This is a genomic window from Streptomyces flavofungini (assembly GCF_030388665.1).
GTDB classification, from domain to species: Bacteria; Actinomycetota; Actinomycetes; order Streptomycetales; family Streptomycetaceae; genus Streptomyces; species Streptomyces flavofungini_A.
In genome coordinates, this window is record NZ_CP128846.1 from 7,224,359 (window position 1) to 7,238,928 (window position 14,570).

Here is a 14,570-nt window from a genome sequence, read left to right on the forward strand (position 1 = left end):
TACCAGGGCCTCGTACGCGGACGAAGGAGAACCCCATGCCGGACGACACCGAGGCCCTGCTGCCGGACTTCGGCCCGCAGACACAACTCGTGGCGCGGCTCGCCGGAGCCGTCAAGGACGACCAGCTCGACGGGCCCACGCCCTGCCCCGACTACGCGGTGCGCCACCTCCTCGGCCACGTCGTCTTCCTGACCCTCGCCTTCACCGAGGCCGGCCGCAAAGAGCTCGGGGAGATCACGGGCACCGACCCGGGCAGCGCCCTGCCGGACCTCGCCGAGGGCTGGCGGGAGGCACTGCCGGGGCAGCTCGCCCTGCTCGCCGAGGCGTGGCGGGACCCGGCGGCGTGGACCGGGGACACCCGGGCGGCCGACGTCGACCTGCCCGGCGACATCGCGGGCACCATCGCCATGAACGAACTCGTCCTGCACGGCTGGGACCTGGCGCGCGCCACGGGCCAGGAGTACGCCCCCGACGAGGCCGGCCTCGCCGTCTCCTACGCCATGGTGTCCGCCACGGCGGCGGAGCCGCCCGAGGCCCGGGGAAACCTCTTCGGGCCGCCGCTGCCGGTCCCCGAGGGCGCCTCGCTCCTGGACCAGGTGGTGGCCCTGAGCGGGCGCGACCCGGCGTGGCGGCCCTGACCCGGGATGACCGGGCTGACCCGGTGCGACCGGGCGACCGGGAGCGACAGGTGCGCCCGGGAGTGACGGGGCGGCGCAACGACCGGTCGTCGCACAGCCGTTGACGCGGCCCGTGCGGCGCGCCTAGCTTCATCGCGTCGTACTTCATGCGTCATATATGAGACGCGATACGCGAGAGGCGCGCGCCCATGACTCCAGCGACCTCAGGAACCTCGGCCTCAGGGACGGCGGAGCCCCCGTGGGACGCATCGGACCCGCGCCGCGCCGCCCTCGCCGACGTCGTGGCCATCCCCGTCACCCCGTTCGCCGCGGACGGCTCCCTCGACCGCGCGGCCCACCGCGCCCTGCTGCGCCGCCTGCTCGACACGGGCGTCCGCACGCTCACGCCGAACGGCAACACCGGCGAGTTCTACGCCCTGAGCCCCGAGGAGCGGCGCGCCGTCACCGAGCTGACCGTCGCCGAGGCCGGGGAGCGGGCCGCCGTCGTCGTCGGCGTCGGGCACGACCTGGCGACCGCGACGGCCGACGCCCGGCACGCCGCCGAGACGGGCGCGCGCCTGGTGATGGTCCACCAGCCCGCGCACCCGTACGTCTCCGGCGCCGGCTGGGTCGCCTACCACCGGGCCGTCGCCGAGGCCGTGCCCGGTCTCGGTGTCGTGCCCTACGTACGCGACGCGGCCCTGCCGGGAGCCCGGCTCGCCGAACTGGCCGACGCCTGCCCGAACGTCACCGGTGTGAAGTACGCGGTGCCGGACGCGGCACGCTTCGCGGCGTTCGCGCGGGACGCGGGCGCCGAGCGGTTCGTGTGGGTGGCGGGCCTCGCGGAGCCGTACGCGCCCGCGTACTTCTCGGCCGGGGCGACCGGCTTCACCTCGGGCCTGGTCAACGTGGCGCCGCTGCTCTCGTTCGCGATGCTGGGGGCGCTGCGGGAGGGCGACCACGGCACGGCGATGGCGGTGTGGGAGCGGATCCGCCGCTTCGAGGAACTGCGGGCCGCCGACGGCTCGGCGGCCAACGTGTCCGTGGTGAAGGAGGCGCTCGCGGTCCTCGGCCTGTGCCGCCGCGACGTACGCCCGCCGAGCAGCGTGCTGCCGGAGCCGGTGCGCGCGGAGGTCGCGCAGATCGTGGCGGGGTGGGGCCGGTGAGCGGCGGGGGCATACCGGAGGGCACGCCCGGCCTGCGCAGCCACCAGTGGTACGGGTCCGGCGTCTCGGCCGGCCTGCGGTCCTTCTCGCACCGCGCCCGCACCCGCCAGCTCGGCTACCTCCCCGAGGAGCACCTGGGCAAGCCCGTCGTGGCGATCCTCAACACCTGGTCGGACATCAACCCCTGCCACGTCCACCTGCGCGAGCGCGCCCAGGCGGTCAAGCGCGGGGTCTGGCAGGCGGGCGGCTTCCCCCTGGAGTTCCCCGTCTCGACGCTCAGCGAGACGTTCCAGAAGCCCACGCCCATGCTCTACCGCAACCTCCTCTCCATGGAGACCGAGGAGCTGCTCCGCTCCTACCCCGTGGACGGCGCGGTGCTGCTCGGCGGCTGCGACAAGTCGACGCCCGCGCTCCTGATGGGCGCCGCCTCCGTCGACCTGCCGACCGTCTTCGTGCCCGCCGGGCCGATGCTGCCGGGCCACTGGCGGGGCGAGGTCCTCGGCTCCGGCACGGACATGTGGAAGTACTGGGACGAGCGCCGGGCCGGTCTGATCGGCGACTGCGAACTGGCCGAGCTGGAGAGCGGCCTGGCGCGCTCCCCGGGCCACTGCATGACGATGGGCACCGCCTCCACGCTCACCGCCGCCGCCGAGGTCCTCGGCGTGACCCTGCCCGGCGCCTCGTCGATCCCGGCCGTCGACTCCGCGCACGAGCGCATGGCCGCCGCGTCCGGCCTGCGCGTCGTCGAACTCGTCCGCACGGGACGCACGTTGTCGCACCTGCTCACCCCCGACGCCTTCCAGGACGCGGTGACGACCGTCCTCGGTCTCGGCGGCTCCACGAACGCCGTCATCCACCTGATCGCGATGGCCGCCCGCGCCGGGGTCCGCCTCACCCTCGACGACTTCGACCGCACGGCACGCCGGGTGCCGGTGCTCGCCGACGTGCGGCCGGGCGGCTCGACGCACCTCATGGAGGACTTCCACTTCGCGGGCGGCCTGCCCGGCTTCCTCACCCGCATCCCCGACCTGCTGCACCTGGACCGCCCCACCGTCGCCCACGACACCCTGCGCGAACAGCTCAAGTCCGCCCGGGTCCACAACGACGACGTCATCCGCACCCGTGACGACCCCGTGGCCCCCGAGGGCGGCGTCGCCGTCCTGCGCGGCAACCTCTGCCCCGACGGCGCCGTCATCAAGCACATCGCCGCCGAGCCCCGGCTGCTGCGGCACACCGGCCCCGCCGTGGTCTTCGACGACTACCGCACCCTGCAGCGCACCATCGACGACCCGTCCCTCGGCATCACCGCCGACCACGTCCTGGTGCTGCGCGGCAGCGGCCCCCTGGGCGGTCCGGGCATGCCCGAGTACGGCATGCTACCGATCCCCGAGCGGCTCCTGAAGCAGGGCGTGCGCGACATGGTGCGGATCTCCGACGCCCGGATGAGCGGCACCTCGTACGGCACCTGCGTGCTGCACGTCGCGCCCGAGTCGCACGTCGGCGGCCCGCTCGCCCTGGTCCGCACCGGCGACTCGATCACCCTCGACGTGCCCGCCCGTACCCTCCGACTCGACGTCCCCGAAGAGGAGTTGACGCGCCGCCGCGCCGCCTGGACCCCGCCCCCCGTCCGCCACGAACGCGGCTACGGAGCCCTGTACGCCGCCCACGTCACCCAGGCGGACACCGGCTGCGACTTCGACTTCCTGGCCAGGCCGGGAGCCGTGCCCGACCCCTACGCAGGATGACTGGCTAGGTTGCATTCCTAACTAGGTCGTTCTACGGTCTGGGCAGTTCACAAGACCGGGGGGCGCACGACCATGTCATCCATCCTCACGCCGGACTTTGCACCGGAGTTCTCCGGCGCCGCCACGGCCCTCGCGGGCGCGCTCGGCGCCTACCTGCTGCTCGTCGAGCCGTGGCTCGGCCGCCGCATGTACGCCTCGCTGGCGCGCCGCCGCGCGAGCGAACCACGCGCGCTCGTGCGCTACTTCACCCTCTCCATCAGCCTCTGGTGGGCGTTCGCCGCACTGGCGGTGACGACCCTGCTGCTCTCGCCGGACGCGAGGGCGACGGACTTCGGCATGGCTCTGCCCGAGGACCCGCTCTTCTTCGTCCCCGTGGTCCTCCTCTTCGCCGCGATCGCCGTCGCGTCCGGGCGGGCCTTCCGGGACATGGCCAAGGAGGGCAAGCACATCCCGGGCCGCGCCGCGATCGAGGCGATGCTGCCGCGCACCGGCGCGGAGCGGCGGCTCGCGATCGCCGCGGCGGTGACCGACGGCATCTGCGCGGAGCTGGTCTACCGCGGCCTGCTCATCGCCTTCGGCGTCGGCGCCCTCGGCCTCGACCCCTACCTGGCGGCGGCGCTCGCGCTCGCCGTGTACGCGCTCGCGGGCTGGTACCAGGGCGGTGCCGGCATCGTCGTCCTCGCCCTCTTCGGCGCGCTGCTCACCGGCCTGTACCTGGCCACCGGCAGCCTGCTCCTGCCCATCGCCGTGCACGCCATGATCAGCGTGCGCGACCTGCTGATCCCCGCGCCCGAACTGCCCCGGACCCAGGGCGGCACGGCATGACCGCGGACCGGCGCGCCAGCTGGTTCAAGGGCGTGCTCGACCTCCTGGTCCTCGCCTCCCTCACCGACGGCGAGAGCTACGGCTACGAGATCGCCAAGCAGCTCGGCGCGGCGGGCTTCGGGCAGATCAAGGGCGGCACGCTGTACCCCGTCCTCAACCGCCTGGAGGAGGCGGGCCTGGTGGCGGCGGAGTTCCGCGCGACGGAGAAGGGGCCGGGCAGGCGCTATTACACCCTCACCGCCGGGGGCCGCGAAGTCCTCTCCTCCCAGGGGGCGTTGTGGCTGGCCTTCGACGGTTCGGTACGTGAGGTCCTGGCGAAGGCGGGAGTGCGATGAACTCGGCGGACACGGCTGCTTCGTACCTGGACGGACTCGGTGCGAGGCTGCGGGAGCAGGGGCTGCCCGCCGAGCACGTCCGGGTGACCGTCGCGGACCTCGCGGCGCACCTGGCGGAGTGCGGGGGCACGGCGGAGGAGGAGTTCGGGCCGGTCGAGGAGTTCGCTCGCGAGCTGGCACCCGGGGCGATGGGGGTCCCCCCTGCTCGAGCGAAGCCGAGAGCTTGGGGGAGGGAGGCCCCGCCCCGGGCAGAGGGGGACTCCCGGACCGAGGTCTGGCGGTGGACCGCCGACACGTTCGTCGACGAGGAGCTCATCGGCCGGTTCGGCGACGAGGGCTGGGAGATGCGGCGGGTCGACGCGGTCGGCCGGTTCGTCTGCCACCGGGACCTCGACCGCCCCCAGCGGTGGGAGTACCGGCGGGAGCTGGTCACACGCGGCCGCGAGGGCCTTGACGAGCGGCTGGCGCCCGAGGGCTGGGAGGCCTGCGGCGACTGGGTGGTGTACGCGTGGTTCAAGCGCCCGCGCGCGGCGAGCCTCGGCCCCGCCGCGGAACTGTCCACGATCCCCGCACCCCCCACCCGCCGCACCTACTTCAGCCCCCGCTTCTACGCTCTGCTGGGCCTGTTGGTGATCGCCCTTGCCGCGTCCGGCGTGACCATCGCACTCCGGGACGGGGAGGCGTCCTCCGGCCTGGGCTATGTGGCGGGCCTCCTGGCCGGGGCGGCGGTGCCGGTGGCCCTGTTCGTGGCCTGGCGCAGGTGGCGCAACCGTACGTGAAGGGCACGGCTCGGCCGGGGCGTGGCGCCGCGGGGGCGGGGCGACGGCGCGCAGCGCCGGGACAGAGAGTCCCGGCTAGCGCAGAGCCGCTCGCATCATCGCCGAAGCCACCGGCGCGGCCAGCCCGTTCCCGCTGACCTCGGACCGCGCGGCGTCCGACGACTCCACGATCACGGCGACAGCGACCTCCTTGCCGCCCGCGCCCTTGGCGTACGAGGTGAACCAGGCGTACGGCGTCTTGGAGTTGTTCTCGCCGTGCTGAGCGGTACCGGTCTTGCCGCCGACGACGGCTCCGTCGATCTTCGCGTTGGTGCCGGTGCCCTCCTCGACGACCGTCCGCATGGCGGACTGCAAGCCCTCGGCGGTCCCGGCACTCATGACCCGCTTCGAGCCCCCGTCGCCGTAGTCCCGCAGCACGTTGCCGTCCGCGTCGGTCACCTTCGACACCATGTGCGGCGAGGCCAGCTCCCCGCCGTTGGCGATGGCGGCGGACACGAGGGCCATCTGCAGCGGGGTGGCCGTCACGTCGAACTGCCCGATGCCGGTGAGCGCGGTCTGCGCCTTGTCCATGCCGGAGGGGTAGGAGCTCTTCGCCGCCCGCACGGGCACGTCCAGCTTGTCGGCGTTGAAGCCGAACTTCTCGGCCTGGGCCTTGACCTTGTCCTGCCCGAGGTCGACGGCCATCTTGGCGAAGACGTTGTTGCAGGAGTAGCGCAGGGCCGTGCGGATGGTGGCGTCCGCGCAGGGCGCGGAGGCGTTCTCGTTCTTGAGGACGGTGCGCGTCCCGGGCAGCGTGTACGGGTCGGGGCTCGCGGTCTTCTCGTCGACCGACCCGTAGAGCCCGCTCTCCAGCGCCGCCGCCGCGACGACCAGCTTGAACGTCGAACCGGGCGGCAGCGGCTGGCGCAGCGCGCGGTTCACCATCGGCTTGTCCTCGTCGGAGGTGAGGGCCTTCCACGCGTCGCCGTCGGTGGAACCGCTGATCTTCGACGGGTCGTAGGACGGCGTGGAGACCATGCCGAGGATCTTCCCGGTCTTCGGGTCGACGGCGACGGCCGCGCCCTTCTTGTCGCCGAGCGCCTTGTACGCGGCCTTCTGCACGGCCGGGTCGATGGTCGTGAGGACGTCACCGGGGTCGGCACGCTTGTTGGTGAGCGTGTCGAGGGGGTTCTTGAGGCGGTTGTCGGTGCCGTCGAGGACGTCCTTGTAGATGCCCTCCAGCTGGGTGGCCCCGTACACCTGTGAGCTGTAGCCGGTGACGGCGGAGTACAGCGGGCCGTCCTTGTAGGTGCGTTTGTACGCCAGGTCACCGCCCTTCGTGCGCTTCGAGCCGGTGACGGCGTCCCCGGCCACGATGATGTCGCCCAGCGGGTACGCGTACTGCTCGATCACGTTGCGCCGGTTCAGCTTGTCGTCCGCGAGTGCCTTGGAGTCGTGGAACTGCACCCAGGTCGCCCGCACAAGCAGGGCGAGCACCAGGAGCAGCACGAACACCGAGGTGTGCCTGATCGTCTTGTTCATCTCACGGGAGGACGAGCACGCCACCGCCTCGCGTTCCCCACTTGCGCCGATGTGTCCGTTTTCTCAGGAACTCCTCATGAACCCGGCCTCACGCATTCCGCATGAACCCGGCCTCGTACGCCGCGATCACCGCCTGCGTCCGGTCCCGCGCCCCCGTCTTCGCGAGGACCGCCGCCACGTGCGTCTTCACCGTCGCGGGGCCGACCTCCATCCGCTCGGCGATCTCCGCGTTGGTGAGACCGCCCGCCATGTGCCGCAGCACCTCGCTCTCGCGTGTGGTGAGCCGCGCCACCCAGGGCGCCTGCGCGGTCTCGGCGCGCGCGTGCTCGGCGGCGAGGGCGCGTACGGCCGCGGGGAACAGCAGCGAGTCGCTGCGCGCCACGAGCCGCACCGCCTGCACCAGCGCCTCCGCCTCGGCCCGCTTCAGCAGGAAGCCGGACGCCCCGGCGCGCAGCGCCTCGTACACGTACGCGTCGTTCTCGAAGGTGGTGACGACGACGATGCGGGGCGGCTCGGGCATCGTCTGGAGGATCTGCTCGGTGGCGCGGATGCCGTCGATCTCCGGCATGCGTACGTCCATGAGCACCACGTCGGGCTTCAGCTCGCGCACCACGGACACCGCCTCGGCGCCGGTCGCCGCCTCACCGACGATCTCCAGGTCGGGCTCGGCGGCGAGGATGGCGCGCAGCGCGGTGCGCACCATCCGCTCGTCGTCGGCGAGGACGATGCGCAGCGGGGCGGCGGGGTCGGTCATGGGTGTCCCTTCAGGGGCAGTCGTACGTGGAGTCGCCAGGTGGTGGCGGCCGGGGCTGTGGGCGTGCCGTCGGCCGGGGCGGCGGCATCGGGCGGGCCGTCGACGGGTCCGGCCCGGGCCGTGCCGCCGAGGAGGCGGGCCCGGTCGGCGATGCCGCGCAGGCCGTGGCCGCCGCCCGTGCGGGTGGGCGCCGCCCCGCTCCCGCCGGCGGGCAGCGTGTTCTCGGCGACGATCTCGAGGCCGGAGCCGTCGAGGGCGACGCGCAGCGTCACGACGGTGTCCGCCCCCGCGTGCTTGAGCGCGTTGCTGAGGGCTTCCTGCACGATGCGGTAGCCCTCGCGGGACACCATCGGCGGCAGCGCGTCCGCGTACGCGGCCCCGGGCCCTGAGGTGCCGAGGACCTCCGGGTCGATGTCCGCGTCGACGCGCAGGCCGCCCGCCCGGGTGCGGTCGATCAGCCCGGCGAGGTCGCCGCCGAGCGTGGGTGCCGGTGCGGTGGAGCCGCGCTCGCCGCCCTCGCGCAGCACACCGAGGACGGCGTCCAGCTCACCGACGGTCCGCCGGGTGGTGTCCTCGATGGCGGCCAGGGCCTCGCGGACGAACTCGGGGTCCCGGTCGAGGACTTTGCGGGCCGCGCTCGCCTGGAGCGTGACGGCGCTCAGCGCGTGGCCCACCGAGTCGTGCAGCTCGCGGGCGAGCCGGTTGCGCACGGCCAGGTCGGCGGCGCGGCGCTCGGCGTCGGCGAGGCGGTCGGCGGGCGTGGGCCCGAGCAGCAGCGGTGCCCAGCGCGCGAGGAGGGCACCCGCACCCGCCACGCACCCGGCGAGCGCGGCGAGGAACAGGGTGCCCGTGACCGGCGCGAGCGCGAGCACCCAGGGTTCCCGCAGGTTCTCGGGGAGCCCCAGCCAGGAGTCCCCGAGGACCACGAAGACCGGCAGGAGGAGCTGGAAGGTCGCGAACGGCACGAGTCCGAGCGTCATCCCGCTGATGATCCCGCCGAAGCCGAGGTGCAGCGTGAACCAGGCGACGGTCCGCCCGCGCGCGGCCCGCGACCGCGGCGGCCCGTCGGCGAGCGACGCGTCGGGGACCTGGCACAGCGCCCGCACCGCCGCCACCGACATCGGCCGGGTCAGCGGGAACAGCGCGGTGATCGCTGCCAGCGGCAGCCCGAACGCGAACGACAGGAGCTGGGAGGTGAACGAACCGAACATCATCTTCTCGCCGAGCAGCGGCCCGGCCATCGTCGACCCGACGAAGACGTACGGCATCGCGAGCGCGCCGCCGAGGATCAGATGGATCCACCGCCGCCGCGTCCGCCGCCCGACGAGGACCGTGGCGAGCCGCCGCGCACCACCCGAGGACGGTCGTCTCACGCGGACTGCCGTGGGCTCTGCGGGGCGACCCGGGGGGTGGTGGGCGTGCCCCTGGTGCGCGCCGCCGCCCGCTCCCCGAGGAAGCGCACCCCCGTGGCGGCCACGAGCGTTCCGATGATCATCTGCACAGCGTAGGACAGGACCATCGCGGACGTGGGCTGCTCGGCCACGTCCCCGGAGCCCGCGAGCGTCGCCGCGAACAGCCACCCGCCCCAGCACGCCACCGCGCCGGACCCGCCCCAGGCGAGCGCGAGCGGCACCTTCACGGGCAGCGCGGGCAGCCGCCGGAAGGCGAGGACCAGGGCGCCGACCACGGCCGCGGCGAGGTAGCCGAACTCCAGGGCCGACAGGACGTGGAAGTCGAAGGTGCGCTCGGCGACACGTGCCTCGTTCAGGCCGGACGTCGAACCGCCCGCCCACAGCAGCCGCAGCCCGGCCGGGTACAGGGCGAGCACCGCGGCCGCCACCGCGCACACCCGCGCCGCCCGCCCGCCCGGGCCCGCCTTCGGCAGGTCCCACATCCGGCCCCGCCACAGGTGCCCCCACCGGTCGCGGGCGTACAGGACGAACAGGAGCCCCAGGCTGAGCCCTTGGAGGATGAACCCGCCGTACACCACCCCGAACACCCACTCGTCGAGGAACGCCTCGCGGCCGGTCCCCCCGGCGTTGTTCACCGACCCGCCGAACGCCCGCACCGCGAGCTGCGCCGGGAACCCGCCCATGATCGGGAGCAGAAGGCCGGTCGCGGCCCACATGGGCAGGCCGAGCAGCCAGGCCGGTACGCGCCGCCCCCAGGGCCGGGTCAGGAGCAGGGCGAGGACGATGACGGCGCCGTCCATGAGGACGGTGACGCTGTTGGCGACGGCCATCAGACCGCGGTGGTCCAGGAGGGAGCTGCCGTCCGGGATGCCGATGCGGCTCCCGGCGATCCAGGCGACCTTCAGGGAGAGGTAGGGGAGGCAGGCGGCGACGGCGACGGCGCGCAGCAGCGGCCGGAGCCTGCCGGTGAAGGGGCGCGCGCCGCGGTCGGCGGCCGGGGCGAGGACGGGAGTCTGGCTCATGCCCCCCACGCTCCCGCCGTGGCCCCGCCCGCCGCCTCCTGCCTGTCGGTGAACCGCCTCCGCCGCACGGGGGAGGGAGCACCGGCCCGCGAGGAGGGGCACGGGGGAGCCGCGCGGCGGGTGCGGGTGGGCCTCAGAGCCGCCGGGTGGCCAGGGTGAGCCGGTCCCGGGCGTCGAACAGCGCGTCCTTGACCATCTGCTCGTGGGCGGGCGTGAGCCGGGCCACCGGCACCGAGCAGCTGATGGCGTCGCGCGCGGGGGTGCGGTAGGGGATGGCCACGCCGAAGCAGCGCAGGCCGAGGGTGTTCTCCTCGCGGTCCACGGCGAAGCCCTGCTCGCGCACCGCGTGCAGCTCCTCGATGAGCTTCTCGCGGTCGGTGATCGTGTTCTCGGTCAGCGACGGCAGTGTCTCGGGGAGCATCTTGCGGACCTGCTCGTCGGTGTGGGAGGCGAGCAGCGCCTTGCCGAGCGACGTGGAGTGGGCGGGCAGGCGCCGGCCCACGCGCGTGAAGGGGCGCAGGTAGTGCTGGGACTGGCGGGTGGCCAGGTACACCACGTTGGTGCCGTCGAGGCGGGCGAGGTGGATGGTCTCCGTGGTGTCGTCCGAGAGCCGGTCCAGCGTCGGGCGGGCCGCGGCGACGACCTCGTCGCCGTCGATGTACGACGTGCCGACGAGCAGCGCCCGCACCCCGATGCCGTACCGCGTACCGGTCGCGTCCGTCTCGATCCAGCCCAGCTCCACGAGGGTGCGAAGCAGCATGTAGAGGCTGGACTTCGGGTACCCGACGGCCTCCTGGACCTCGGCGAGGGCGTGCATCCCGGGCCGCCCCGCGAAGAACTCCAGCAACTCCACCGTCCGCACCGCGGACTTGACCTGCGCGCCCCCGCCCGTCTCCCCAGCCGACATCGCCCTTGACCCCTCACGTCCGACAGGAAATAGTCTCCACTGTCCCCCACGATTCATCATCGGGGACGGCGTTCAGCATATCGAACGCCCCTGGTGAGTGGCAGCAGATCCGACGCACGGTGAGCGGCTCGTGACATCCGGGCCGCGGACACCGGCTTCGCACGGCAACCCTGGAGGAACCCGCGGTGGCAGCAGCACCAGTCTGGAGTGTGGACCCCCGAACCGGGAAGCGGCGCGCACAGGTCGCCGCCGAGGCCACCGCGCAGGACGTGGACCGGGCCGTCACGGCCGCGCACGCGGCGCGCGCCGCGCTGGCCGACCGCACCGTCCGCGCGGCCTTCCTGCGCACCGCGGCCGACCTCCTGGAGGCCGCCGAGGACGACCTCGTCGCGACCGCGGACGCCGAGACGGCCCTCGGCACCGCCCGCCTGACCGGCGAACTGGCCCGCACCCGCTACCAGTTGCGGGCCTTCGCGGACCTCGTCGACGAGGGCGCCTACCTCGGCGTCGTCATCGACCACCCCGACAGCGCCGCCACACCCCCCGTCCCCGAGCTGCGCCGCTACAAGATCCCGCTCGGCGTCGTCGCCGTCTACGCCGCCTCCAACTTCCCCTTCGCCTTCTCCGTGCCCGGCGGCGACACCGCGAGCGCCCTCGCCGCCGGCTGCCCCGTCGTCGTCAAGGCGCACCCCGACCACCCCGACACCTCCGAGCGCGTCGCCGCCGTCCTGCGCGCCGCCGCCGCGCGCCACGAACTGCCCGAGGCCGTCGTCGGCCTGGTGCACGGCTTCGACGCGGGCGTCGACCTGGTCCGCCACCCGCTGGTCGCCGCCGCGGGCTTCACCGGCTCGGTGCGCGGCGGCCGGGCCCTGTTCGACGCGGCGGCCGCGCGCCCCGTGCCGATCCCCTTCCACGGCGAACTCGGCTCCCTCAACCCGGTCGTCGTCACCGAGGCCGCGGCCGCCGAGCGCGGTGAGCAGATCGGCACCGGCCTCGCCGGGTCCATGACCCTCGGCGTCGGCCAGTTCTGCGTGAAGCCCGGCCTGGTCCTCGCCCCCGAGGGCGCGGGCGGCGACCGCCTCCTGAAGTCCCTGACGGAAGGCCTCGGCGCCACCGCCGCCGGGGTCCTCCTCGACCACCGCATGCGCGACAACTTCGTCGCCGGAGTCGTCGAGCGCGCCCAACTGCCCGACGTGAGCGCCCCGGTGGCGCCCGGCGCGGCCGACGAGCACACCGTCACCGCCGGCTTCCTCGCCGTCCCGGCCGCCCGCCTCGCCGCCGAGGGCGTCCACGACCTGCTCCTCGAAGAGTGCTTCGGGCCGGTCACCGTCGTCGCCCGGTACGCGGACGAGGCCGAGATCAGCGCGGTGCTCGCCCGGCTCCCCGGCAACCTCACCGCGACCGTGCACCTGTCCGCCGACGAGGCCGCGGACGCCCCGGCCGCCCAGGGCCGCGGCCCCCGGCTCCTGGCCGAACTGACCCCGCTGGCCGGGCGGGTCCTGGTCGACGGCTGGCCCACCGGCGTGGCCGTGGCCCCCGCCCAGCAGCACGGCGGCCCCTACCCCGCCACCACCAGCACCTCGACGTCCGTCGGCGGCACCGCCATCGAGCGCTGGCTGCGCCCCGTCGCGTACCAGAACACCCCCGAGGCGCTCCTGCCGCCGGAACTCCACGACGCCAATCCCCTCGGTCTGCCGCGCCGCTACGACGGACGCCTGGAACACTGACGGCATGAACGCCAAGCAGACCGGAAGCCTCACCCTGCCCGAACTCCCCTTCACCTTGCGGCCGTACGGCCCCGAGGGCGACTGGAGCTACGAGAACGGTGTCCTCACCGGCTGGGCGGGCCCCCGCCAGGACCGCTTCGTGCCGCCCACCGGCGAGGCCCTCGACCCGGCGTCCGACGCGCCACGGCTGCTCGGCGCGCCCGAGGGGGACTTCCAGCTGATCGCCCGCGTCACGGTCGGCTTCGCCGCCGCCTTCGACGCGGGGGTGCTGTACCTGCACGTGGGGGAGCGCGAGTGGGCCAAGCTCTGCTTCGAGCGCTCCCCGGACCGCCCCACGATCTGCACGGTGGTCACCCGGGGCCGCTCGGACGACGCCAACGCCTTCGTCGTGGACGGCTCCAGCGTCTGGCTGCGGATCAGCCGCACCGGCACGGCGTTCGCCTTCCACGCCTCGACGGACGGCGCGCACTGGACGTTCGTGCGCATCTTCCAGCTCGGCGACGCGGAGGCGGCCGCCGCGGCGCTCGTGGGCTTCCTCGCGCAGTCGCCGCAGGGCGAGGGGTGCGTGGTGACGTTCGAGGAGATCGAGTTCCGCCCGAACTGGCCGAAGGGCCTGCGCGACGGCTCCTGAGCCTCAGAGCGTGACGCGCGTCCCCGTCGCTGCGGCCCGCTCGACCGCGTCGAGCAGCCGCTGGCGCCGGGCCGCGTGCGCGAAGTCCGGCACGGTAGGGGTTCCTTCGCGCAGGTCCCGCAGGATCCTCGCGTACTGGACCCCGACGTTGTACGCGGGGTCCGCACGCAGCCCGTCCAGCTCGGGTACGTCGAAGTACCGGCCGGGGACGGGGAGTTCGGCGATTTCCGTGTCCGCGCCCCGGGCGCCCCGCACCGTGAGCCGGGCCTGCTGCAGATGCCCGTGGTCACCGGTCACGACCAGGTCGCCGTCCGTGCCGTTGATCTCCCAGTGGAAGTCCGTGCCGCGTGCGAGCCCGCCCCGGAAGTGCACGGAGGCGACGGCGCCGGAGGCGAGCCGTCCGCTGACCGCGATCTGGTCCTCGGCGGTCATCGGGACGGCGCGCCCGCTGCCCTCCTCGGTGACGAGCGGCCGCCGGACCGCCGTCGTCGCCGACACCTCCGCGAACTCGCCGAGCACCATGGTCAGCGCGTCCACCGTGTGACCGAAGGGGATGGTGAGCATCGTGCCGCCGTTCTCCTTGTCCAGGAGGTAGGCGCCGCCCGGCTCGAAGGTGGGACCCCAGCGGCGGCCCGAGGCCACGAGGCTCGTGGACAGCACTTCGCCCACGAAGCCCTCGGCGACGAGGTCGCGCAGGTGCCGCACGGCGGGCGCCACGCGTGCCTGGAGCCCGGCGAAGGTCCGCACCCCGGCGCGGGCCGCCGCCGCGGCGAGGTCCTCGGCCTCCGTGACGCCCCTGCCCAGCGGCCACTCCGACAGGACGTGCTTCCCGGCCGCCAGCGCCGCCAGGACCGCCTCCCGGTGCCGGGGCACCCGGACGCTGACCACGACCAGGTCCACGGCCGGGTCCGCGGCCAGCTCGGCGGCGGACCCGTGGGTGCGCCCGATCCCGTACGTCTCGCCTGCCGCGCGGGCCGACTTCGGCGTCGACGCGGCCAGGGCGCGCAGCCGGTAGCCCGGGAGGCGGGTGAGGGCGGGGAGGTGGGCCCGCGCGGCCCAGCCGGAGCGGGCGGAGAGGCCGACGATGCCGACGCCGACGGCGGTGTTCCCGATGTCCTTGATCATGCCC

The 14,570-nt window shown here is 74.3% G+C and carries 14 protein-coding genes; 8 read left to right on the plus strand and 6 right to left on the minus strand.

Going from position 1 to position 14,570, the window contains the following annotated elements; all coding sequences use genetic code 11:
• Nucleotides 1-35 precede the first annotated feature (35 nt).
• The 6 genes from QUY26_RS30930 (at nt 36) to QUY26_RS30955 (ending at nt 5,467) form a co-directional block, all read left to right on the plus strand.
• Nucleotides 36-638 (plus strand): TIGR03086 family metal-binding protein, encoded by a 603-nt coding sequence (locus QUY26_RS30930; RefSeq protein ID WP_289952474.1) that lies wholly within the window; start codon nt 36-38, stop codon nt 636-638.
• Between the two features lie 188 nt (nt 639-826).
• A complete protein-coding gene (locus tag QUY26_RS30935) occupies nt 827-1,783 on the plus strand; it encodes a dihydrodipicolinate synthase family protein (RefSeq protein ID WP_289952475.1) in 957 nt (318 codons plus the stop codon).
• Entirely contained in the window at nt 1,780-3,528 is a 1,749-nt protein-coding gene (gene araD, locus QUY26_RS30940; protein ID WP_289952476.1) for an L-arabinonate dehydratase, read from the plus strand. Before QUY26_RS30935 ends, araD begins: the two co-directional genes overlap by 4 nt.
• Before the next feature lie 72 nt (nt 3,529-3,600).
• A complete protein-coding gene (locus QUY26_RS30945; RefSeq protein ID WP_289952477.1) occupies nt 3,601-4,353 on the plus strand; it encodes a CPBP family glutamic-type intramembrane protease in 753 nt (250 codons plus the stop codon).
• Nucleotides 4,350-4,688, plus strand: coding sequence for a PadR family transcriptional regulator (locus tag QUY26_RS30950; RefSeq protein ID WP_289952479.1), 339 nt, complete (start codon nt 4,350-4,352; stop codon nt 4,686-4,688). The genes QUY26_RS30945 and QUY26_RS30950 overlap by 4 nt, the downstream gene beginning before the upstream one ends.
• Nucleotides 4,685-5,467, plus strand: coding sequence for a hypothetical protein (locus QUY26_RS30955; protein ID WP_289952480.1), 783 nt, complete (start codon nt 4,685-4,687; stop codon nt 5,465-5,467). The genes QUY26_RS30950 and QUY26_RS30955 overlap by 4 nt, the downstream gene beginning before the upstream one ends.
• 75 nt (nt 5,468-5,542) lie before the next feature.
• Here the strand turns inward: QUY26_RS30955 and QUY26_RS30960 are convergent, their stop codons facing one another.
• The 5 genes from QUY26_RS30960 to QUY26_RS30980 all read right to left on the minus strand — a co-directional run bounded on the left by QUY26_RS30960 (nt 5,543) and on the right by QUY26_RS30980 (nt 11,083).
• Nucleotides 5,543-6,988, minus strand: coding sequence for a peptidoglycan D,D-transpeptidase FtsI family protein (locus QUY26_RS30960; RefSeq protein WP_289952481.1), 1,446 nt, complete (start codon nt 6,986-6,988; stop codon nt 5,543-5,545).
• An 88-nt stretch (nt 6,989-7,076) separates the two neighbouring features.
• Nucleotides 7,077-7,742, minus strand: coding sequence for a response regulator transcription factor (locus QUY26_RS30965; protein ID WP_289952482.1), 666 nt, complete (start codon nt 7,740-7,742; stop codon nt 7,077-7,079).
• Nucleotides 7,739-9,115: a sensor histidine kinase gene (locus tag QUY26_RS30970; RefSeq protein WP_289952486.1), complete on the minus strand. Its 1,377-nt coding sequence runs from the start codon at nt 9,113-9,115 to the stop codon at nt 7,739-7,741. The genes QUY26_RS30965 and QUY26_RS30970 overlap by 4 nt, the downstream gene beginning before the upstream one ends.
• The gene (locus QUY26_RS30975; RefSeq protein WP_289952489.1) at nt 9,112-10,176 is read right to left on the minus strand and encodes a hypothetical protein; all 1,065 of its coding nucleotides are present in this window, start codon (nt 10,174-10,176) and stop codon (nt 9,112-9,114) included. Before QUY26_RS30975 ends, QUY26_RS30970 begins: the two co-directional genes overlap by 4 nt.
• A 133-nt stretch (nt 10,177-10,309) precedes the next feature.
• Entirely contained in the window at nt 10,310-11,083 is a 774-nt protein-coding gene (locus QUY26_RS30980) for an IclR family transcriptional regulator (protein WP_289952491.1), read from the minus strand.
• 185 nt (nt 11,084-11,268) lie between these two features.
• Here QUY26_RS30980 and QUY26_RS30985 point away from each other — a divergent pair, with 185 nt between their 5' ends.
• A complete protein-coding gene (locus tag QUY26_RS30985; RefSeq protein WP_289952492.1) occupies nt 11,269-12,810 on the plus strand; it encodes an aldehyde dehydrogenase (NADP(+)) in 1,542 nt (513 codons plus the stop codon).
• A 4-nt stretch (nt 12,811-12,814) separates the two neighbouring features.
• Nucleotides 12,815-13,441 carry a DUF1349 domain-containing protein gene (locus QUY26_RS30990; RefSeq protein ID WP_289952493.1) on the plus strand — a complete coding sequence of 209 codons (627 nt, stop codon included), beginning with the start codon at nt 12,815-12,817 and terminating at the stop codon, nt 13,439-13,441.
• 3 nt (nt 13,442-13,444) lie between these two features.
• On the opposite strand, the gene QUY26_RS30995 is transcribed toward QUY26_RS30990, so the two are convergent.
• On the minus strand, nt 13,445-14,566 hold the full coding sequence (locus QUY26_RS30995) for a Gfo/Idh/MocA family protein (RefSeq protein WP_289952494.1): 1,122 nt from the start codon (nt 14,564-14,566) through the stop codon (nt 13,445-13,447).
• Nucleotides 14,567-14,570: the final 4 nt, after the last annotated feature.